This is a genomic window from Streptomyces sp. SM11 (genome assembly GCF_002910905.1).
In the GTDB taxonomy this organism is placed as follows: domain Bacteria; phylum Actinomycetota; class Actinomycetes; order Streptomycetales; family Streptomycetaceae; genus Streptomyces.
Genome location: NZ_NEUE01000260.1, coordinates 78,468 through 96,805, shown reverse-complemented (window position 1 = coordinate 96,805; position 18,338 = coordinate 78,468). Strand labels below are relative to the sequence as shown.

Sequence of the window (18,338 nt, the reverse complement as noted above, 5' to 3'; positions counted from 1 at the left end):
GCACCGCCCTACCGCACGCCCCGTGACGTCATCCCGGTCTCCCGCAACGTCAGGTTCAACCGGCCGGCCCGCAGCCCCGCTGCCGGGTCGGCCGGTCCCGGATACACCTTCGGCACCCCGTGGAAGGCGAAACGCGACGGCCCGCCGAAGACGAACAGATCCCCGGACGCCAACTCCACATCCGTGTAGGGCTGTCCGCGATCCTCCGTGTTCCCGAAGCGGAACACACACCTCGCCCCGATGCTCAACGACACCACAGGAGCGCTCGACCGCTCCTCCTTGTCCTGATGCATTCCCATCCGCGCGGTGTCGTCATAGAAGTTGATCAGCGCGGTATCCGGTGCGAACGCCTCCGCCGCGGTCTCGTCCCCGTACGCCTCGGCCACCGCCGCCCGCCCCAGATCGCCCAGCCAGTCCGGGAACGCGGCCACCCGGGCGCCGTTCACATCGTCAGCCGTACGCCCATACCGGTACGGCTGCCAGTGCCACCCCAGGCACACCGTCCGCACCGACATCACCCCGCCGCCCGGCAGCACCGTGTGCCGCAACGGGACCGGCCCCCGCGCCCACCGACGGCACGCCGCCACCAACTCCGCCCGCCGCTCCACCGACAGCCACTCCGGCACATGGACGGCACCCGGCGCGACCACCCTCCGCGGCCGCCGGAACAGACCGTCCGAGGACGGCGGAAGCCCGTGCGCCACGGCTCAGCCCGCCCCGCCCTCGATCCCCAGCAGCAGCTTCTTCCGCTCCAGCCCGCCCGCGTATCCCCGCAGCGCCCCGTCCGCCCCGATCACCCGGTGGCACGGCCGCACGACCAGCAACGGATTGCGCCCGATCGCCGTGCCCACGGCCCGCACCCCCGCGCCCGACGCCCCGACCTGTGCCGCGACCTCCCCGTACGACACCGTGCTTCCGTACGGGATCGACTCCAGCACCGCCCAGACCCGCCGCTGGAACTCCGTGCCCGCCCCCTTGGCCAACGGCACGTCGAACCGCGTCGAGCGCCCCGCGAAGTACGCCTCCAACTGCCGGGCGACCTCCGCGAACGCCTCAGGGGCGTGCCGCCAGTCGTCCTGGACGACCGCGCCGCCCTTCTGGCCGGGCATCGACAGCGAGAGCAGCCGGACTCCGGCGCCTCCGGCCGTATCCGGCCTGCCCGCCGACGCCTCGCCGACCAGCAGCAGCTCGCCCAGCGGGCTCTCCACCCACGCGTACACCGTCGTCGTCATGCCTTCTCACTTCCCCGGTCCGTACGGCCAGTCTGCGCCCACTCGCCATACCACCACCGGCGGTATTCGGACATCGCACCCGCACCCCCGGGCCGGGAGCGCGGAGAGACGCGGAGGCGCCGGTGGCGTCGGCACTTCCGTGCGCGTCGTACACCTCAGCCATGAGCCCTACAACTCAGTCGTACCTCTCGTCCGGCTTGACTGTGCGGGAATTATCGAACTATCTTCGTGCGAGATATTTCGAACGATAGGGGGGTGGCATGGCTGCCGTAAGGGTGTACCGGCATCCGGAGACGTCGGAGATCGCGATGCCCAGAGTGCTGTTCGCCCTCAGCGAGCCGCTGCGGCTGGGCATGGTCCGCACGCTCGTCGAGCGCGGCGAGGTCGACAGCATCGAGCTCGGCCCGGACCTGCCGCGGTCGACGCTCACGCACCACACGAGCCTGCTGCGTGAGTCCGGGATCGTGTTCGTCCGCGCCGAGGGGCGCAAGTGCATGATCCGGCTCCGTGCGGACGATCTGGAGGCTCGGTTCCCCGGCCTGATCCAGACCGTCCTGAACGGCTACCCGGCGGGCGTGGACGAGGAGGGGGACGCGTGATCCGCAAGGTGTGGCCCCTGGTTGCCGCCGCCGTCGCGCTCGGCATCGACGCCTACGTCCTGGCCGGGGTGCTGCCGTCGATCGCCGACTCGCTGGTGACGACGGTCGCTGTGGTCGGCCTCGGGGTGACCGCCTTCACCGCCGCGTACGCCGTGGCCGGGCCGCTGCTGTCCGGACGGCTCGCCCGTGGCAGTACCGCGCGAGCACTGTTGATCGCGCTCGGCGTGTTCAACCTCGGAAACCTCATCACCGTCGTGGCGCCGGGAGCCGGGTTGTTCCTCGCGTCCCGCGTCGTCGCGGGCGCGGGCGCGGGCATCCTCACGGCGGTCGCGACGGCGACCGCCGCCGCGATGGTCGCTGATCGCGAACGCGGCCGGGCGATGGCGATGGTCACCTTCGGCCTGTCCACGGGTACGGTCGCGGGGGTGCCCGTGGGCATGCTGATCGGGGAGAATCTGGGCTGGCGCTGGACCATGGCTCTGGTCGTCGCTGTCGGTGTGCTCAGCATGATCGCCCTCGCCGCCCGCGCCCACACGCTGCCGGCCTTGCCCGCGACGGGCGGTGCGCCGGTCTTCGGGGTGCTGCGCTCGGGCAGGACCGCCGCCGGAATCGTCGCGGCGTTCCTGCTCGGCATGGCCAGCCTCGGTCTGTACACCTACCTGCTTCCGATGGCGGACGCCCGAGGTCTTCGGGACTGGGGCTTCGCCCTGGTGTGGGCGTGGGGCATCGGCGGCGTCACGGGGGCCGCGCTGATCGGCAAGCCCCTGGACAGGTACGGCCCCGGGGCGCTGCTGCTGATCCTGCCGGCGACACTCGCCGTGAGCTTCGGCGCGGTCCGGATCTTCTCCGCCCCGGCCGTGTGGCTGATCGCCGCGGCCCTGTGGGGAGCTGCCGGCTGGGCAAGCGTGCCGACCCTGCAGCAAGCACTCACGCGGGACCGCCCGGACCGGGCGATGGCGGTCATCGCCTTCCAGATGGCAGCCATGTACCTCGGTTCCGCCGCGGGTGCCGCTGTCGGGAGCGGCCTTCTGGCCGGCGGGGCCGACTCCGGCGGTCTTGCGGGGTGGGCGTTGCTCCCCACGGGGCTCGCCATGGTTCTGACCGGCTGGATCGGCGCGAGGGCACTACCGGTCAGGACGCGTGAACCCGTTCCTGCCCAGGCCTGCGAACCTGCCGGATGAACTTCCCCCGGGATGACCGCGCAACGTTCTGTCGGTGTCCACGGCGCCTAGCTCGGCCCGGTGGGCGGAGGCCGCCATCACACGTACACGCGTCCGTGGCCGGCCGGCGAAGACACAACGAGGGCCGCCGTCGAGGTCGTCCTCGGCGATGTGCCCCCGTTGCGTTCCGCGCGGTCCGCTCGGCAACGTCCTCGCCGGTCGGGTCAGTTGACTACCGGTAGTTCACGAACTGCACCGCGAAGTCGAAGTCCTGCCCCTTCAGCAGCGCCTGTACGGCCTGCAGGTCGTCCCGGCTCTTCGAGCTGACCCGCAGCTCGTCGCCCTGGACCTGCGCCTTGACGCCCTTCGGGCCCTCGTCGCGGATGATCTTCGCCACCTTCTTGGCGTTGTCCTGGGAGATGCCTTCCTCGATCGTGGCGAAGATCTTGTACTCCTTGCCCGAGAGCTGCGGCTCGCCGGCGTCCAGCGACTTCAGCGAGATACCGCGCTTGACCAGCTTGGACTGGAAGATGTCGAGGATGGCCTTGACGCGCTCCTCGCCGTTCGCCTCCATCAGGATCTTCTCGCCCGACCACGAGATCGAGGCGCCCGTGCCCTTGAAGTCGTAACGCTGGGAGATCTCCTTGGCGGCCTGGTTGAGGGCGTTGTCGACCTCCTGCCGCTCGACCTTCGAGACGATGTCGAAACTGGAGTCGGCCATGACGTGTGGCTCCTTGCGTCGAATGCTGGGGATACAGCGCAAGCCTAGCCACCGTCGCCCCCTCGGGCCGCTGATCAATGAGGTGGCGGAGCACCCCTGGTCATCAGGTATTGTTTACGTCGTCGCCAAGGAGCTCACCACGAGATCCAACGCGTAGTTCGAGGCGGTGTGCCCGAGTGGCCAAAGGGAGCAGACTGTAAATCTGCCGGCTCAGCCTACCCAGGTTCGAACCCTGGCGCCGCCACGCGAACGAAGCCCCCGACCAGTCTTCTGGTCGGGGGCTTCCTCGTTGTCCGGGTGCTGAGTTCAGGGCAGGGTGCCCAGGTGCGGGTCAGTTGCCCGCGGCGTCCTTCACGGCCACCGTCACCGGCACGTTCCCGGAGATCACTTCGAGGGTGAGGCCCGCCGTCGCCGGGGTGTCCAGCAGGTCCAGCAGCGTGGCCGCCACATCGTCGCGGGGGATCGGGCCACGGCCCGTCGAGGCGGCCAGGACGACCCGCCCGGTGCCCGCGTCGTCGGTCAGCATGCCGGGGCGCAGGATCGTCCAGTCCAACCCGGCGCGGGAGCGTACGTCGGCGTCGGCGGCGCCCTTGGCCCGCAGGTACACGTCGAAGACCTCGTCGCCCGGATGGTCGGGATCGGCGCCCATCGAGGAGACGACGAGGTAGCGGCGGACGCCTGCCGCCTCGGCCGCGTCGGCGAACAGCACGGCCGCGTCGCGGTCGACGGTGTCCTTGCGGGCGGTACCGCTGTTCGGCCCCGCGCCCGCAGCGAAGACGGCCGCGTCCGCGCCGCGCAGCACCTCCGCGGTCTGTTGCACGGTGGCCGATTCGAGGTCCAGCACGGCGGGTTGGGCGCCGGCTTCGGTCAGGTCCTGACTCTGTCGGGGGTTGCGGATGATCCCTACGGCTTCATCCCCGCGTGCGGCGAGCAGCCGCTCCAGCCGCAGTGCGATCTGTCCGTGTCCACCTGCGATGACAATGCGCATACCCCCGACCGTACGCCTGGGGCGGGCTCACGCTCAGTTCCTCGGCCCGGAACCGGAGTCGGGTCGTCCCTGGCGCGGGAGACCGCCGAGGCCGGTGGTGGCGTCGGAGTCGGAGTCGCAGTACTCGCGCACGGCGCTGGTGCGGGCGACGACGCGGCCGCGGTGGATGACGATGCGGCTGTAGGCGAGGGAGAGCACCGCGGAGAGCCGTTCGCCGCGTACGGCGAGGAGTTCGGCGGGGAAGCCCGCCTCGACGCGTACGTCGGAAAGGCCGAGGGACGCACGGGCGGTCGTGGAGACCATGGCGTACGCCTGTTCGGCGCGTAGCCCGGACTGTGAGGCGAGGAGGTAGGCGGCTTCGAGAGGATCGCCGCGACCGACAGGGTTGGCCGTGTCCCGCAGCGCGCCACTGCCCGCCGCGACGCGCACGCCGGCGGAGCGCAGAAGGCGTACGGGGGCGGTCGTACGGCGCTCCGCACCGGCGCAGCCGCCCTGGGGCAGGCAGACCACGGTGATCCCGGCGGCAGCGAGCCGGTCGGCGGCGCGGCCCGCGGCGTCCAGGGGCAGATGGGCCAGACCGGCGCAGGGGCTGAGGGTGACACCGGGGCGCAGGCCGGCGGCCATCGCGGCGAGCCGGGCCAGGCGGGCGGGGTCGTCGCCGTCGGTGTGCAGGTCCACGGGGCAGCCGTGCTCGGCGGCGATCTCCAGGACGGCCTCGGTGTAGCCCGTGGGGTCCGGGTCGAGGTCGGGGCGGCCGCCGACGACGGCCGCGCCCATCTTCACCGCGTCCCTGAGCATCGCGAGGCTGTCCGCTCCGGCGACGCCGGTGAGGAGCCGGGGGACCGCGACGGGCATGACGTCGGCGAGGCCGCGCAGGGCACGCCGGGCCTGCAGGACGGCTTCGAGCGGGACGAGGCCCTGGACGTCGCCGACGCGGACGTGGGTGCGCAGGGCGGTGGCGCCGTGGCCGAGCTGGAGGAGCGCGGCCTCGGTGGCGCGGCGCTGGATGTCCTCGGCGCGGTGGGAGGCGGGGCCCGGACTGTCGGGGCCCGCGCTGTCCGCGGTGAGGGCGGTGTCGCTGTGGGCGTGGGCTTCGGCCGGGGCGGGGAGCAGCAGATAGCCGCGGAGGTCGATGCGGGGGCCGCGGGCGGTGAGGCTGCCCGCGGTGCCGACGGCCTCGATCCGGCTGCCGCTCAGGCGTACGTCGACGGCCCGGCCGTCCGCGAGGCGGGCGCCGCCGAGGACGAGGGCGGGGGTGTCGGCGGTGGTGGCTGCGTCGGCGCTGTCGGGCGCGTTGTCGTCGGGCCGCCGTGGCTGGCTGTCAGGCATCGCGCTCCTGGGAGGGGTGCAAGATCACACGGAGTGACCACACCCTAGGGGCGTGCGGGGGCGGCTTCCGGGAGGAGCGGAATAGTCGTACCGGTGCGCCTGTGGCGGCGGCCGGCCGGTCCCGGCCGGAGTCGGACATGGCCAGGATCAAGGCCTGATCAGGGGGTGTGGGCGGCCCCGGGCGGAGGGCCGGAGCGTGCGGAACAAACGGATTTGGGCAACCGGCGGGGGACCGTGTAATGTCTTCATCGCTCGCCCCAATAGCTCAGTCGGTAGAGCGTCTCCATGGTAAGGAGAAGGTCTGCGGTTCGATTCCGCATTGGGGCTCTGGTGATCGGGAAACCCCGCTTCGGCGGGGGGACTCATTCATCAAAGCGGTGTAGCTCAGTCGGTAGAGCAAGCGGCTCATAATCGCTGTGTCACCGGTTCAAGTCCGGTCACCGCTACTAACGGTAGCCGATGGTTGGGTCGGTCCTTCGATCGGCTACTCTTTTATGCGTTCATCCGTCCACCGTCCGTCCAAGGAGCACTCACGTGGCTGCCACCGACGTCCGCCCGAAGATCACGCTGGCCTGCGTGGAGTGCAAGGAGCGGAACTACATCACCAAGAAGAACCGGCGTAACAACCCGGACCGTCTTGAGATGAAGAAGCACTGCCCGCGCTGCAACTCGCACACCGCGCACCGCGAAACGCGCTGAATCAGGCTCGTACACGAGGCCGTCCCCTCTGGGGGCGGCCTCGTGTCGTTGTATGGGGTCGTTCCCCGCCCACAGGGGCGTGCCCTTATTCGTCTTTCATCAGGAGGTAGCGAGCTCATGGCGCTCGACCAGTCCTTCGTGGGGCGGACCTATCCGCCCACTCCGGCGTACGAGGTCGGCCGGGAGAAGATCCGCGAGTTCGCCGAGGCGGTGGGCGACACCCATCCGGCGTACGTCGATGCGGAAGCCGCCCGTGCGCTCGGTCATGCCGATGTGATCGCGCCGCCCACGTTCGTCTTCTCGATCACCTACCGGGCCGCCGGAGAGGTGGTTCAGGACCCGCAGCTGGGCCTGGACTACAGCCGGGTCGTCCACGGGGACCAGAAGTTCAGTTACGTGCGTCCGGTGCGGGCGGGGGACCGGCTGACGGTCACCTCGACGATCGAGGGCATCAAGTCTCTTGCGGGCAACGACATCCTGGACGTCCGTGGAGATGTGCACGACGAGGCCGGCGAACTGGTGGTCACGACGTTGTTGAAGCTGGTGGCGCGCGCCGCCGAGGAGGCGTGATGACGGCGAAGGTCTCCTACGGGTCGGTCGAGGTCGGTACGGAACTGCGGTCGCAGTCGTTCCCGGTGACACGGGCCACACTCGTGCGGTACGCGGGCGCCTCCGGTGACTTCAACCCCATCCACTGGAACGAGAAGTTCGCGCGCGAGGTCGGTCTGCCGGATGTGATCGCCCACGGCATGTTCACGATGGCCGCGGCGATCCGGGTGGTCACGGACTGGGCCGGCGACCCGGGCGCGGTCGTCGACTACGGGGTGCGTTTCACGAAGCCGGTCGTCGTGCCCAACGATGACAAGGGCGCGCTGATCGAGGTCAGCGGCAAGGTCGCGGCGAAGCTGGACGACAACCTGGTCCGGGTGGACCTGGTCGCCATGTGCGACGGCAAGAAGGTGCTGGGGATGTCCCGGGCCGTGGTCCGGCTCGCCTGAGGCGTACCGGCGCGGTGGCCGGAGGTGAGGGGCGTTCCTCCTGCGGAGGGGCGCCCCTCGCGTGTGTTCGTCGCCCCGGGCCCTTGCAGAGTTGGTTATTGAGCAATAACTTACTTTCATGGCAAGGATGAGTGCGGAGGAACGGCGCGAGAGCGTCGTCCGGGCGGCGATCACCGAGTTCGCCCGCGGCGGCTACAACGGGACGTCCACCGAGGTGATCGCCCGGCGGGTCGGCGTCTCGCAGCCGTATCTCTTCCGGCTCTTCCCCAACAAGCAGGCCATCTTCCTCGCCGCCGCCGAACGCTGCCTGGAGGACACCCGCCAGGTGTTCGCGACGGCCTCCGAAGGGCTGGAGGGGGAGGAGGTGCTGCATGCCATGGCTGAGGCGTACCAGCGGCTGATCGTCGACGACGGCGAGAAGCTGATGATGCAGATGCAGGCGTACGCGGCCGTCGCCGCTGCGGAGGCTGCCGGTGATCGAGCGTTCGGTGAGTCGCTGCGGGCGGCCTGGGAGCGGATGTGGGACGACGTGCACATCATGCTCGGCGCCGACGAGGGTGGGACGACGACGTTCCTGGCGTACGGGATGCTCGTCAACACGCTCGCCTCGCTCGGCTTTCCGGCCGATCACCGTGTCTGGTCGGGGTTCTCCATCTCGGGCAGGCCCGCCGGGTGAACAGCGCGCTCAGGTCCCGCCCGAATTTTCTGTCCGCAGAAGTTAGTGATCAATAACTAATTAGCAGGGGGAGAAGTGAACGAGCAGCACAGCACGGCAGGCCGCGGGGGAACGGTCTGGGTTCTCGTCATCACGAGCGTCGCCGGATTCATGGCGGCCCTCGACAACCTCGTCGTCACGACCGCACTCCCCTCCATCCGCCAGAGCCTCGGCGGCGGCCTGGAGGAGCTGGAATGGACGGTGAACGCGTACACCCTCACCTTCGCCGTACTGCTGATGCTCGGGGCCGCGCTCGGGGACCGGTTCGGCAGACGGCGGCTGTTCATGACCGGACTCGCCGTCTTCACCGCCGCCTCCGCCGCGGCCGCCCTCTCCCCGGGCATCGAGGAGCTCATCGCCTTCCGGGCGGTCCAGGGCCTGGGGGCGGCGATCATGATGCCGTTGACGCTCACCCTGATCGGCGCCGCCGTCCCGCCCGAGCGGCGCGGCGCGGCACTGGGCGTCTTCGGAGCGGTGACCGGGGTGGCGGTCGCCAGCGGCCCGCTGATCGGCGGAGCGCTCACCGAGCACATCTCCTGGCAGTGGATCTTCTGGCTGAACGTGCCGATCGGCCTGGTGCTGCTGCCCCTGGCCCGGCTGCGGCTCACCGAGTCGTACGCCCCGAAAGCGCCCCTGGACATCCGCGGCACGGTCCTGGTCAGCGCGGGCCTCTTCGGCATCGTCTACGCCCTGGTCAACACCGCGAGCCACGGGTGGACCGGCCCCGTCGTCCTGACCGGGCTGATCGCGGGCGCGGCGCTGCTCGGGCTGTTCGTCCGCCACGGAATCCGGGCCGAGAACCCGATGCTGCCGATGCGGCTGTTCCGCAGCCGGGCCTTCCTCGGGATCAACGCCGCGAGCCTGCTGATGTTCCTCGGGATGTTCGGATCGATCTTCCTGCTCAGCCAGTTCCTCCAGAACGGCCTCGGACACTCGCCCACCGAGGCCGGGCTGCGGATGCTGCCCTGGACCGGGATGCCGATCCTCGTCGCCCCGCTCGCCGGGTATCTCTCCGACCGCTTCGGGGGCCGCCCGGTGGTGGTCACCGGGCTCGCGCTCCAGGCCCTCGGGCTGGGACTGTTCGCCCTGGTCATCGAACCGGACGTGAGCTACCCCGCCCAGCTCCCCGCCCTGATCATCGGCGGAGTCGGCATGGCCATGTACTTCGCGCCCGCCGCGAGCCTGGTGCTCTCCAGCGTCCGGCCCGGGGAACAGGGCATCGCCTCCGGAGCCAACAACGCGCTGCGCGAGGTCGGCGGGGCGCTCGGGGTCGCGGTGCTCGCAGCCGTCTTCGCCGCGCAGGGCGGCTACGGCCCACCGCAACTGTTCGCGGACGGGACCGTGCCCGCCGTCTGGATCGGGGCCGGCGCGGTCGCCCTGGGCGCACTCGCGGCACTCCTGATCCCGGGCCGTCGCAGCGCCGGCGGCACCGCCCCCGGACCGGTGGACCAGGACACCGCGGATCCGGAGCCGGCGGCCGTCTGAGCCCCCGGGCCCCGGCGTACGGTCCGCGCCCCGCACGAGCGGCGGGGCGCGGACCGTACTCTTGTCCCCGTGCAGGAACTCCACGACGCCCCCCTCGCCCCCCTGACCACCTTCCGGCTCGGCGGCCCGGCCGCCCGGCTGCTGACCGCCACGACCGACGCCGAGGTCATCGCCGCCGTGCGCGAGGCCGACGCGAGCGGCACCCCGCTGCTGGTGATCGGCGGCGGCTCCAACCTGGTCATCGGGGACAAGGGCTTCGACGGCACCGCGCTGCGGATCGCCACGAAGGGCTTCGAACTCTCGGGTACGTCCCTGGAGCTGGCGGCCGGCGAGGTGTGGACCGACGCCGTCGCCCGGACCGTCGAGACGGGCCTCGCGGGCATCGAGTGCCTGGCCGGCATCCCTGGATCCGCTGGCGCGACACCCATCCAGAACGTCGGCGCGTACGGACAGGAGGTGTCCTCCACCATCACGGAGGTCGTCGCCTACGACCGGCACACCCAGGAGAACGTGACCTTTCCGAACACGGAGTGCGCGTTCTCGTACCGGCACAGCCGCTTCAAGGCCGAACCCGACCGCTTCGTGGTGCTGCGTGTCCGATTCGAGCTGGAAGAGGCGGCCGGGCTTTCCGCGCCCCTCAAGTACCCCGAAACGGCCAGGGCCATGGGCGTCGAACAGGGCGACCGTGTCCCGCTGCCGGCCGCCCGCGAGACCGTGCTGCGGTTGCGCGGGGGCAAGGGCATGGTGCTGGACCCGGAGGACCACGACACGTGGTCGGCGGGGTCCTTCTTCACCAACCCGATCCTCGAACCGGCCGCGTTCCAGGACTTCCTCACCCGGGTCCGCGAGCACCTCGGCCCGGATGTGGCGCCCCCGGCCTTCCCCGCCGAGGACGGCCGGACCAAGACCTCGGCGGCCTGGCTGATCGACCGGGCCGGATTCACCAAGGGCTACGGCAGCGGCCCCGCCCGGATCTCCACCAAGCACACCCTCGCCCTCACCAACCGGGGCACGGCCACCACCGAGGACCTGCTCGCCCTGGCCCGCGAGGTCGTCGCCGGGGTGCACGCGGCCTTTGGCGTCACCCTGGTCAACGAGCCGGTGACGGTCGGCGTCGGCCTGTAGAAGGCCCTCGGGGTCAGTACGCGATGCCCACGCCCTGCTTCACGGCCGCCGGGTCGTCGGCCAACGCGAGCATCGCGTGTGCCGCATCGGCCCGGGAGACGGACCGGCCGCTGCGCGGCGTACCGCCCACGAAGACACCCGTACGCGGCCCGTCCGTCAGCCTCGGCGGCCGCACCACGGTCCAGTCCGTCGCGCTGCGGTCCAACGCCGCCTCCATCCGGGCGAGATCGGCGTACAGCTCCGCCAGGACCGCCCCGATCCCCTTGCGCATCAGCCGGTCGACCAGCGGCTCGTCCTCCGGCTCGGGTCCGACCGGCGCCGCGCTCACCACCACCAGCCGCCGCACCCCCTCGGCCTCCATCGCCGACAGGACCTTCCCCGTGAGCCGCTCGGCGACACCGTTCGCCTTCCGGCCGTGCGAACCCAGCCCCGAGAGCACCGCGTCCCGTCCCGCCACCGCCGCCCGCACCGCCGAAGGATCGTCCAGCCGGGCGACAGCGTGCAGTGCGGCGCGGTCCAGCGACTCTGGGAGCCGGTCCGGGGCGCGGACCACGGCCGTCACCTCGTGGCCTGCCGAGAGCGCCTGCCCGACGATCTCCTGACCGATGCCGCCGGTCGCTCCGAACACGGTGATTCTCATCGTGCGCTCCCTGGTGGGTGAGTGTTCACTAACCTCTAGAGTGGGTGGCTTCCCACCCGGGCGTCAAGGTCTCCGGGTCACGGCCTGTTGGAGCACGCATGGACCAGAAGCCCGCCCGCGTCCGGATCGTCGACGCGGCGCACGAGCTGATGCTCTCCATCGGCCTCGCCCGGACCACCACCAAGGAGATCGCCAAGGCGGCCGGCTGCTCGGAGGCCGCGCTCTACAAGTACTTCTCCGGCAAGGAGGAACTGTTCGTCACCGTCCTCGCCGAGCGGCTGCCCCGGCTCGGGAACCTCCTCGGCGAACTGAGCGCGGGCGAGGGCACGGTCGAGGGCAACCTCACCGAGATCGCCCGACTGGCCGCCCTGTTCTACGAGCAGACCTTCCCCATGGCCGCGTCCCTGTACGCCGAACCCCAGCTCAAGCGCCGTCACGAGCAAGGCGTGGGAGGTCTGGAGGCCGGGCCCCACCTCCCGATCCGGCAACTGGACGCCTATCTGCGCGCCGAACAGGGCGCGGGCCGGATCCGGGCCGCCACGGACACCTACGCCGCCGCCTCCCTGCTGCTGGGCGCCTGCGCCCAACGGGCCTTCGCCTACGCCGCGCTTCCCGGTGGCATGCCTCCGCAGCCCCTGGACGACTTCGCCGCCTCCCTCGCCCGGACGCTGCTGGGCGGGATCGGCCCCCTGGAAGACTGATGAAGAAGTTGGGTTCTGGCCCCGCCGCGTCAACAGCGGGGCCGGACTCGTTGTTGTGGTTCAACGGGAGTGGGGCGGGGAGCCGGTCGGGCCGGATGTGTGGGCGACGTGCCGGGAGCTGATTCCGGCTGGGAGTGTGTGTTCGCGTTTCTGGCCGAGCACCGTGGACGGTTGTTTCCCGCGGATGTTCGCGGACATGTATCCGTCGGCGAACGGGCGGCCGTCGATGCCGCCGCAGATCCTGGCGGCCACGATCACGATGCAGGCCCTGCATGGCCTGCCGGCCAGTGCTGTGACCGGGATGGTTCACCGTGGTCGGGAGACGGCTCACGGGACGAGCGCGGTCCGCGAGGCGACTGGTATTACTGGTGCATGCAGGAAGAGCAGGAAGAGACCGCGCGGTCCGCGATCGACACGTTCATCTCCGCGTTCAACGCCTCGGACGACAGCTATGTGACTGCGCTGCTCTCCCAGGCCCTCACCTCGGACGTGGTCTTCTGGGGACCGTTGGGCCGCAGCGAGGGGATCGAGACGGTCGAGCGGTTCGTGCTGGACATCCGGCGCCACCCCGCGGGGACCGGCACGATGGTGCGCTGTTCGGCGGTGGACATGCCGGACGAGTGGGCCCGGTACCAGTGGGTCTTCACGACGCCGGATGGAGGCCCCCGCCTGGCGGGAACGGACGTCGTCCATCTGCGGCGGAGCCTCATCGACCAGGTCATCGTCTTCGCGGGGGAGATCGAGCCGTCCGTCACCTGAGTGACTCTCTTACCGGGGACAGGGAAAGGCGCACAATCAGCACGTCCTGACGGCCATCCGGCCGCCACGGGAACCGTGCTTCCTGCGGTTGCGCGCCCGGTCGGCTTTGTCCGGGATGGTGCAGCGGATCTTCCGGCGGCGCAGGCAGGCGCGGTTTTTCCGGGAGATGTACGCCTTGTCAGCCCGCACGCGGTCGGGGCGGGTGCGCGGCCGTCCCTGCCCAGTGCGGGCACGCCGTCCCGGCCCTGTGCGGGCACGCCGACCCGGCTCTATGCGGGGCACACGGAACTTCTCCAACACCGGTTCGAACTGCGGCGAGTCCCCCTGCTGCCCTGCCGTCACCACGATCGACATGGCTTCTGACCCTGCTCGACAGCCAAGTGCAGCTTGGTCGTGAACCCGCCCGCGCGAACGCCCCAGCCCGTGATCATCGGGCTCGTCGAAGACACCGCCCGGTGGTTCTTTCCGCGGGTCACTCTGCTTGCGGGCTCCGGCCGCATGCTGATGGGCACCGCACACCGTGGAGTCGACGCTCAGGTCCCGCACGATCGCGCCCTTCGCATCGGCCAGGGTCTGGAGCCGGATGAGGACCTGGTGCCAGGTGCCGTCTCGCTGCCACCGGTGAAACAGGCCGTAGATGCGGCCCCACGGCCCGTACTCGACGGGCACGCCTCGCCATGGCACGCCGGTGCGGACCCGGAACCGTATGCCGTCGACCAGCTGCCGCCGGGGCCGGGCCGGCGGCCGCCCCGCCTTCGTCCTTATCGGCACAACGGCTCCGGTACAGCCCACTGCTCGTCCGTGGGATCTCCCCGCCCCATGGACCGAGATCATCCACAGCTCAGGATCCACTTTCGATACACGGCCCAGCCGTCCGGGATCAGCCAGCCAGCCAGTCGTCGATCCCGGACAGCAGCTTCTCGGTCACGTCCACGGGGGCCGCCGATCCGCGCACCGACTGGCGGGCCAGCTCGGCCAGCTCCTCGTCGGTGAAGCCGTGGTGGCGGCGCACCAGCTCGTACTGAGCTGCCAGCCGCGAACCGAACAGCAGCGGGTCGTCCGCCCCCAGTGCCATCGGCACACCCGCGTCGAACAGAGTGCGCAGGGGGACGTCGGCGGGCTTCTCGTAGACGCCGAGCGCCACATTGGACGACGGGCAGACCTCGCAGGTGACCCCGCGCTCGGCGAGCTTGCGCAGCAGCCGGGGGTCCTCGGCGGCCCGGACACCGTGGCCGATGCGCGAGGCGTCCAGATCGTCGAGGCAGTCGCGCACGCTGGCGGGACCCGACAGCTCCCCGCCGTGCGGAGCCGCCAGCAGACCGCCCTCGCGGGCGATGGCGAAGGCCCGGTCGAAGTCGCGCGCCATACCGCGCCGCTCGTCGTTGGAGAGCCCGAAGCCGACGACGCCCCGGTCCGCGTACCGCACGGCGAGCCGGGCCAGGGTGCGGGCGTCCAGCGGATGCTTCATCCGGTTGGCGGCGATCACCACGCGCATGCCCAGGCCGGTGTCCCGGGCGGCGCTGTCCACGGCGTCGAGGATGATCTCGATGGCCGGGATCAGTCCGCCGAGCAGCGGGGCGTACGAGGTGGGGTCGACCTGGATCTCCAGCCAGCCGGAGCCGTCCGCGACGTCCTCCTGGGCGCTCTCGCGCACCAGGCGGTGAATGTCCTCGGGGGACCGCAGGCACGACCGGGCGATGTCGTAGAGCCGCTGGAAGCGGAACCAGCCGCGTTCGTCGGTCGCCCGCAGTTCGGGCGGCTCGCCGCCGGTCAGGGCGTCGGGGAGTCGGACCCCGTACTTGTCGGCGAGTTCGAGCAGGGTGGTGGGCCGCATCGACCCGGTGAAGTGCAGGTGCAGGTGGGCCTTGGGCAACAGTCGGACGTCCCGCTCCATATGACTGTTCACCTTCCGTAGCTGTTACGCTCCGCACTGTGCCGGTAGGCGCCGGGCAGGGCTTGTCCGTCGTGAGACCGCCTTGGCGGCCGAGTGGGAAGCCCCCTGTCAGAGGGGGAGGGGTTACTGGGAGATCCTGCCGCAAGAATCTCCGCCCAGGCAGCCGGATTCATCGAACGAGCGCTTGCCTGAACGCATAAGCGGGCCCTCGGCATGCCGAGGGCCCGCTTATGCGCGGCACGGTACGTCAGGCCTTGGCCTCGCCCAGCAGCTTCTGGATCCGCGAGACGCCCTCGACGAGGTCGTCGTCGCCCAGGGCGTAGGAAAGGCGCAGGTAGCCCGGGGTGCCGAAGGCCTCGCCGGGCACGACGGCGACCTCGGCCTCGTCCAGGATCAGGGCGGCCAGCTCGACCGTGGTGGCCGGGCGCCTGCCGCGGATCTCCTTGCCGAGCAGCTCCTTCACCGTCGGGTAGGCGTAGAACGCGCCCTCGGGCTCCGGGCAGAACACGCCGTCGATCTCGTTGAGCATCCGCACGATGAGCTTGCGGCGGCGGTCGAAGGCGGTACGCATCTCGGCGACCGCGTCCAGCGGGCCGGAGACCGCGGCGAGCGCGGCCACCTGGGCGACGTTGGAGACGTTGGAGGTGGCGTGCGACTGGAGGTTGGTCGCGGCCTTCACGACGTCCTTCGGGCCGATGATCCAGCCCACCCGCCAGCCGGTCATCGCGTACGTCTTGGCGACGCCGTTGACGACGACGCACTTGTCGCGCAGCTCGGGGACGATCGCCGGGAGCGAGGTGAAGGTCGCGTCGCCGTAGACGAGGTGCTCGTAGATCTCGTCGGTGAGCACCCACAGGCCGTGCTCGACGGCCCAGCGGCCGATGGCCTCGGCGTCGGCCTCGCTGTAGACGGCGCCGGTCGGGTTGGACGGCGAGACGAACAGGACGACCTTGGTCTTCTCGGTGCGCGCGGCCTCCAGCTGCTCGACGGAGACCCGGTAGCCGGTGGTCTCGTCGGCGACGACCTCGACCGGGACGCCGCCGGCGAGCCGGATCGACTCGGGGTAGGTGGTCCAGTACGGGGCGGGGACGATGACCTCGTCGCCCGGGTCGAGGATCGCGGCGAAGGCCTCGTAGATGGCCTGCTTGCCGCCGTTGGTCACCAGGATCTGGCTGGTGTCGACCTCGTAGCCGGAGTCGCGCAGCGTCTTCTCCGCGATGGCGGCCTTGAGCTCGGGGAGCCCGCCGGCCGGGGTGTAGCGGTGGTACTTCGGGTTGCGGCAGGCCTCGACCGCGGCGTCGACGATGTAGTCGGGAGTCGGGAAGTCGGGCTCGCCGGCCCCGAAGCCGATCACCGGACGCCCGGCGGCCTTGAGGGCCTTGGCCTTGGCGTCGACGGCGAGGGTCGCGGACTCGGAGATCGCACCGATGCGGGCGGAAACCCGGCGCTCGGACGGTGAAGTTGCAGCGCTCATGGCCCCATGCTCCCAGACCGCGAAGGCCCTCGGCTCAGAGGTTTCAGGGACCGGACAGGACCCGGACAGCATCCGGACAGGACCGGTCGGTAGTTGTCTGTTCGACGCGGCGGCCCTGAACACGTACACTCACCTGTCGTTGGCCTTCACCAGCCACACCGTTCTCGCACCCGGTCATCGGGAAAGATGCGGTAGGTTGGTGGAAACCACAAAGGGTCGTAGCTCAATTGGTAGAGCACTGGTCTCCAAAACCAGCGGTTGGGGGTTCAAGTCCCTCCGGCCCTGCTACACACTCCTTCGCCAGGATGTGTGCGCATGTACGTACTTCATTGCACAGCCGTGCGGCTCCACCGGGCGCGGCACGGCCACGACCCGGAATCAGGTGAGTAGCGTGACGGACGCCGTGGGCTCCATCGACATGCCTGATGCTGAGGATGAAGCTCCCGAGTCGAAGAAGAAGACTCGGAAGGGCGGCAAGCGCGGCAGGAAGGGCCCTCTGGGCCGTCTCGCGCTGTTCTACCGCCAGATCGTCGCCGAACTCCGTAAGGTTGTCTGGCCGACTCGTAGCCAGCTGACGACGTACACCTCCGTGGTGATCGTGTTCGTCGTCGTCATGATCGGTCTTGTTACCGTTCTCGACATGGGCTTCGCCCGGGTCATCAAGTACGTCTTCGGCTGATCTCGCGGAAGGCGTCCGACCCGGCGGCCTTTTCGCACGTTCCACCCTTTGTATCCAGGAAGAAGCAGCCATCGTGTCTGACCCGAACCTGAACGACGCCGTCGAGCCCAAGGCTGGCGCCTTCGAGTCCGCCAAGGACGAGCTCGACATCGTTGAGGCTGCTGACTCCGTGGACCAGGCCGAGGCCGCCGACCTCGCCGCGGGTGAGCCCGCCGAGCAGGCCGCCGTGAGCGTCGAGGCGGAGAAGTCCGACGAGGACGCCGCCGCTGCCGAAGCCGTCGAGGAAGAGGCCGCCGATGCGGTCGAGGCCGAGAACGAGAGCGCCGACGAGGAAGAGGCCGAGCCGGCCGCCCCCGTCGACCCCGTCACCGCCCTGCGCGACGAGCTCCGCGGTCTCCCCGGCGAGTGGTATGTCATCCACACGTACGCCGGTTACGAGAAGCGCGTGAAGGCCAACCTGGAGCAGCGCGCCGTCTCGCTGAACGTGGAGGAGTTCATCTATCAGGCCGAGGTGCCTGAGGAGGAAATCGTCCAGATCAAGAACGGCGAGCGCAAGAACGTCCGGCAGAACAAGCTCCCCGGCTACGTGCTGGTGCGCATGGACCTGACGAACGAGTCCTGGGGCGTCGTGCGGAACACGCCGGGCGTCACCGGCTTCGTGGGCAACGCCTACGACCCGTACCCGCTGACCCTGGACGAGATCGTCAAGATGCTCGCCCCGGAGGCCGAGGAGAAGGCCGCCCGCGAGGCCGCCGAGGCCGAGGGTAAGCCGGCTCCGTCCCGCAAGGTCGAGGTCCAGGTGCTGGACTTCGAGGTCGGCGACTCGGTCACCGTCACGGACGGCCCGTTCGCCACGCTGCAGGCCACGATCAACGAGATCAACGCAGACTCGAAGAAGGTCAAGGGCCTCGTCGAGATCTTCGGCCGCGAGACCCCGGTCGAGCTCAGCTTCGACCAGATCCAGAAGAACTAGCGCTTCCCGCCGGTTTCTGGACACATGCCTACCCAGCAGGTCAGAGGGGCTTCGCGGCCGCTCTGACCTGCTGGGTTTTTGGTCGCACAGCTATACCCGTTATCGTTGTGCGGTATGCCTCCATCCGGATGACCGGAATTGGCGGCGAAACACTCTCACTAGGACCC

General features: G+C 70.3%; 21 protein-coding genes and 4 tRNA genes. 16 read left to right on the top strand and 9 right to left on the bottom strand.

Annotated features, from left to right (window positions below; all coding sequences use genetic code 11):
- Nucleotides 1–8: 8 nt before the first annotated feature.
- Together B9S58_RS28380 and B9S58_RS28375 are read right to left on the bottom strand one after the other, a co-directional pair.
- Complete coding sequence (locus B9S58_RS28380) at nucleotides 9–650, bottom strand: alpha-ketoglutarate-dependent dioxygenase AlkB (protein ID WP_258045111.1); 642 nt, start codon at nucleotides 648–650, stop codon at nucleotides 9–11.
- A gap of 57 nt (nucleotides 651–707) precedes the next feature.
- Entirely contained in the window at nucleotides 708–1,232 is a 525-nt protein-coding gene (locus B9S58_RS28375; protein ID WP_103534832.1) for a methylated-DNA--[protein]-cysteine S-methyltransferase, read from the bottom strand.
- A gap of 260 nt (nucleotides 1,233–1,492) precedes the next feature.
- Between B9S58_RS28375 and B9S58_RS28370 the strand changes: the two genes are divergently transcribed.
- Nucleotides 1,493–1,831 carry a helix-turn-helix transcriptional regulator gene (locus B9S58_RS28370; RefSeq protein ID WP_181009490.1) on the top strand — a complete coding sequence of 113 codons (339 nt, stop codon included), beginning with the start codon at nucleotides 1,493–1,495 and terminating at the stop codon, nucleotides 1,829–1,831.
- The gene (locus B9S58_RS28365; RefSeq protein WP_103534830.1) at nucleotides 1,828–3,012 is read left to right on the top strand and encodes an MFS transporter; all 1,185 of its coding nucleotides are present in this window, start codon (nucleotides 1,828–1,830) and stop codon (nucleotides 3,010–3,012) included. Before B9S58_RS28370 ends, B9S58_RS28365 begins: the two co-directional genes overlap by 4 nt.
- Before the next feature lie 211 nt (nucleotides 3,013–3,223).
- Here the strand turns inward: B9S58_RS28365 and B9S58_RS28355 are convergent, their stop codons facing one another.
- Entirely contained in the window at nucleotides 3,224–3,712 is a 489-nt protein-coding gene (locus B9S58_RS28355) for a YajQ family cyclic di-GMP-binding protein (protein WP_103534828.1), read from the bottom strand.
- A 162-nt stretch (nucleotides 3,713–3,874) separates the two neighbouring features.
- Between B9S58_RS28355 and B9S58_RS28350 the strand changes: the two genes are divergently transcribed.
- A tRNA-Tyr gene (locus B9S58_RS28350) sits at nucleotides 3,875–3,956 on the top strand.
- A gap of 87 nt (nucleotides 3,957–4,043) precedes the next feature.
- Here the strand turns inward: B9S58_RS28350 and B9S58_RS28345 are convergent.
- Nucleotides 4,044–4,700 (bottom strand): SDR family oxidoreductase, encoded by a 657-nt coding sequence (locus B9S58_RS28345; protein ID WP_103534827.1) that lies wholly within the window; start codon nucleotides 4,698–4,700, stop codon nucleotides 4,044–4,046.
- Between the two features lie 33 nt (nucleotides 4,701–4,733).
- Nucleotides 4,734–6,029 carry an amidohydrolase family protein gene (locus B9S58_RS28340; protein ID WP_103534826.1) on the bottom strand — a complete coding sequence of 432 codons (1,296 nt, stop codon included), beginning with the start codon at nucleotides 6,027–6,029 and terminating at the stop codon, nucleotides 4,734–4,736.
- A gap of 254 nt (nucleotides 6,030–6,283) precedes the next feature.
- Here B9S58_RS28340 and B9S58_RS28335 point away from each other — a divergent pair.
- The 8 genes from B9S58_RS28335 (at nucleotide 6,284) to B9S58_RS28300 (ending at nucleotide 11,051) form a co-directional block, all read left to right on the top strand.
- Nucleotides 6,284–6,356: transfer RNA gene (locus tag B9S58_RS28335), tRNA-Thr, on the top strand.
- Between the two features lie 46 nt (nucleotides 6,357–6,402).
- Nucleotides 6,403–6,475, top strand: a tRNA-Met gene (locus B9S58_RS28330).
- Nucleotides 6,476–6,563: 88 nt separating this feature from the next.
- Nucleotides 6,564–6,728 (top strand): 50S ribosomal protein L33, encoded by a 165-nt coding sequence (gene rpmG, locus B9S58_RS28325; RefSeq protein WP_003956487.1) that lies wholly within the window; start codon nucleotides 6,564–6,566, stop codon nucleotides 6,726–6,728.
- A gap of 117 nt (nucleotides 6,729–6,845) precedes the next feature.
- Nucleotides 6,846–7,298, top strand: coding sequence for a MaoC family dehydratase N-terminal domain-containing protein (locus tag B9S58_RS28320; protein WP_103534825.1), 453 nt, complete (start codon nucleotides 6,846–6,848; stop codon nucleotides 7,296–7,298).
- Nucleotides 7,298–7,726, top strand: a complete 429-nt coding sequence (locus B9S58_RS28315) for a MaoC family dehydratase (protein WP_103534824.1) — start codon at nucleotides 7,298–7,300, stop codon at nucleotides 7,724–7,726. Before B9S58_RS28320 ends, B9S58_RS28315 begins: the two co-directional genes overlap by 1 nt.
- Before the next feature lie 127 nt (nucleotides 7,727–7,853).
- Nucleotides 7,854–8,402, top strand: coding sequence for a TetR/AcrR family transcriptional regulator (locus tag B9S58_RS28310; RefSeq protein WP_103534823.1), 549 nt, complete (start codon nucleotides 7,854–7,856; stop codon nucleotides 8,400–8,402).
- A 75-nt stretch (nucleotides 8,403–8,477) separates the two neighbouring features.
- Nucleotides 8,478–9,926 (top strand): DHA2 family efflux MFS transporter permease subunit, encoded by a 1,449-nt coding sequence (locus B9S58_RS28305; RefSeq protein ID WP_103534822.1) that lies wholly within the window; start codon nucleotides 8,478–8,480, stop codon nucleotides 9,924–9,926.
- A gap of 69 nt (nucleotides 9,927–9,995) precedes the next feature.
- The gene (locus B9S58_RS28300; RefSeq protein ID WP_103534821.1) at nucleotides 9,996–11,051 is read left to right on the top strand and encodes a UDP-N-acetylmuramate dehydrogenase; all 1,056 of its coding nucleotides are present in this window, start codon (nucleotides 9,996–9,998) and stop codon (nucleotides 11,049–11,051) included.
- Between the two features lie 13 nt (nucleotides 11,052–11,064).
- Here the strand turns inward: B9S58_RS28300 and B9S58_RS28295 are convergent, their stop codons facing one another.
- On the bottom strand, nucleotides 11,065–11,691 hold the full coding sequence (locus tag B9S58_RS28295) for an NAD(P)-dependent oxidoreductase (protein WP_103534820.1): 627 nt from the start codon (nucleotides 11,689–11,691) through the stop codon (nucleotides 11,065–11,067).
- A 98-nt stretch (nucleotides 11,692–11,789) separates the two neighbouring features.
- Between B9S58_RS28295 and B9S58_RS28290 the strand changes: the two genes are divergently transcribed.
- Complete coding sequence (locus B9S58_RS28290; RefSeq protein WP_103534819.1) at nucleotides 11,790–12,392, top strand: TetR/AcrR family transcriptional regulator; 603 nt, start codon at nucleotides 11,790–11,792, stop codon at nucleotides 12,390–12,392.
- A gap of 372 nt (nucleotides 12,393–12,764) precedes the next feature.
- The gene (locus tag B9S58_RS28280) at nucleotides 12,765–13,151 is read left to right on the top strand and encodes a hypothetical protein (RefSeq protein ID WP_103534817.1); all 387 of its coding nucleotides are present in this window, start codon (nucleotides 12,765–12,767) and stop codon (nucleotides 13,149–13,151) included.
- A 36-nt stretch (nucleotides 13,152–13,187) separates the two neighbouring features.
- Here the strand turns inward: B9S58_RS28280 and B9S58_RS28275 are convergent, their stop codons facing one another.
- From B9S58_RS28275 to B9S58_RS28265, 3 genes are all read right to left on the bottom strand, one after another.
- Entirely contained in the window at nucleotides 13,188–13,985 is a 798-nt protein-coding gene (locus B9S58_RS28275) for an IS5 family transposase (RefSeq protein WP_258045110.1), read from the bottom strand.
- 46 nt (nucleotides 13,986–14,031) lie between these two features.
- Nucleotides 14,032–15,045 (bottom strand): adenosine deaminase, encoded by a 1,014-nt coding sequence (locus tag B9S58_RS28270; protein WP_103534816.1) that lies wholly within the window; start codon nucleotides 15,043–15,045, stop codon nucleotides 14,032–14,034.
- A 247-nt stretch (nucleotides 15,046–15,292) separates the two neighbouring features.
- Nucleotides 15,293–16,519, bottom strand: coding sequence for a pyridoxal phosphate-dependent aminotransferase (locus B9S58_RS28265; RefSeq protein WP_103534815.1), 1,227 nt, complete (start codon nucleotides 16,517–16,519; stop codon nucleotides 15,293–15,295).
- 212 nt (nucleotides 16,520–16,731) lie between these two features.
- On the opposite strand from B9S58_RS28265, the gene B9S58_RS28260 reads away from it, so the two are divergent.
- From B9S58_RS28260 to nusG, 3 genes are all read left to right on the top strand, one after another.
- Nucleotides 16,732–16,804, top strand: a tRNA-Trp gene (locus B9S58_RS28260).
- Nucleotides 16,805–16,910: 106 nt separating this feature from the next.
- A complete protein-coding gene (gene secE, locus B9S58_RS28255) occupies nucleotides 16,911–17,198 on the top strand; it encodes a preprotein translocase subunit SecE (RefSeq protein ID WP_103534814.1) in 288 nt (95 codons plus the stop codon).
- A 73-nt stretch (nucleotides 17,199–17,271) separates the two neighbouring features.
- Nucleotides 17,272–18,171: a transcription termination/antitermination protein NusG gene (gene nusG / locus B9S58_RS28250; protein ID WP_103534813.1), complete on the top strand. Its 900-nt coding sequence runs from the start codon at nucleotides 17,272–17,274 to the stop codon at nucleotides 18,169–18,171.
- The last annotated feature ends 167 nt before the right edge of the window (nucleotides 18,172–18,338 follow it).

Coding starts and splice junctions, on each gene's coding strand:
- B9S58_RS28280 (WP_103534817.1), top strand. CDS start 12,765: ATGCAGGAAGAGCAGGAAGAGACCGCGCGGTCCGCGATCGACACGTTC.
- B9S58_RS28340 (WP_103534826.1), bottom strand. CDS start 6,029: ATGCCTGACAGCCAGCCACGGCGGCCCGACGACAACGCGCCCGACAGC.
- B9S58_RS28290 (WP_103534819.1), top strand. CDS start 11,790: ATGGACCAGAAGCCCGCCCGCGTCCGGATCGTCGACGCGGCGCACGAG.
- B9S58_RS28320 (WP_103534825.1), top strand. CDS start 6,846: ATGGCGCTCGACCAGTCCTTCGTGGGGCGGACCTATCCGCCCACTCCG.
- B9S58_RS28270 (WP_103534816.1), bottom strand. CDS start 15,045: ATGGAGCGGGACGTCCGACTGTTGCCCAAGGCCCACCTGCACCTGCAC.
- B9S58_RS28345 (WP_103534827.1), bottom strand. CDS start 4,700: ATGCGCATTGTCATCGCAGGTGGACACGGACAGATCGCACTGCGGCTG.
- B9S58_RS28375 (WP_103534832.1), bottom strand. CDS start 1,232: ATGACGACGACGGTGTACGCGTGGGTGGAGAGCCCGCTGGGCGAGCTG.
- B9S58_RS28370 (WP_181009490.1), top strand. CDS start 1,493: ATGGCTGCCGTAAGGGTGTACCGGCATCCGGAGACGTCGGAGATCGCG.
- B9S58_RS28295 (WP_103534820.1), bottom strand. CDS start 11,691: ATGAGAATCACCGTGTTCGGAGCGACCGGCGGCATCGGTCAGGAGATC.
- B9S58_RS28315 (WP_103534824.1), top strand. CDS start 7,298: ATGACGGCGAAGGTCTCCTACGGGTCGGTCGAGGTCGGTACGGAACTG.
- B9S58_RS28310 (WP_103534823.1), top strand. CDS start 7,854: ATGAGTGCGGAGGAACGGCGCGAGAGCGTCGTCCGGGCGGCGATCACC.
- B9S58_RS28355 (WP_103534828.1), bottom strand. CDS start 3,712: ATGGCCGACTCCAGTTTCGACATCGTCTCGAAGGTCGAGCGGCAGGAG.
- B9S58_RS28265 (WP_103534815.1), bottom strand. CDS start 16,519: ATGAGCGCTGCAACTTCACCGTCCGAGCGCCGGGTTTCCGCCCGCATC.
- B9S58_RS28275 (WP_258045110.1), bottom strand. CDS start 13,985: ATGATCTCGGTCCATGGGGCGGGGAGATCCCACGGACGAGCAGTGGGC.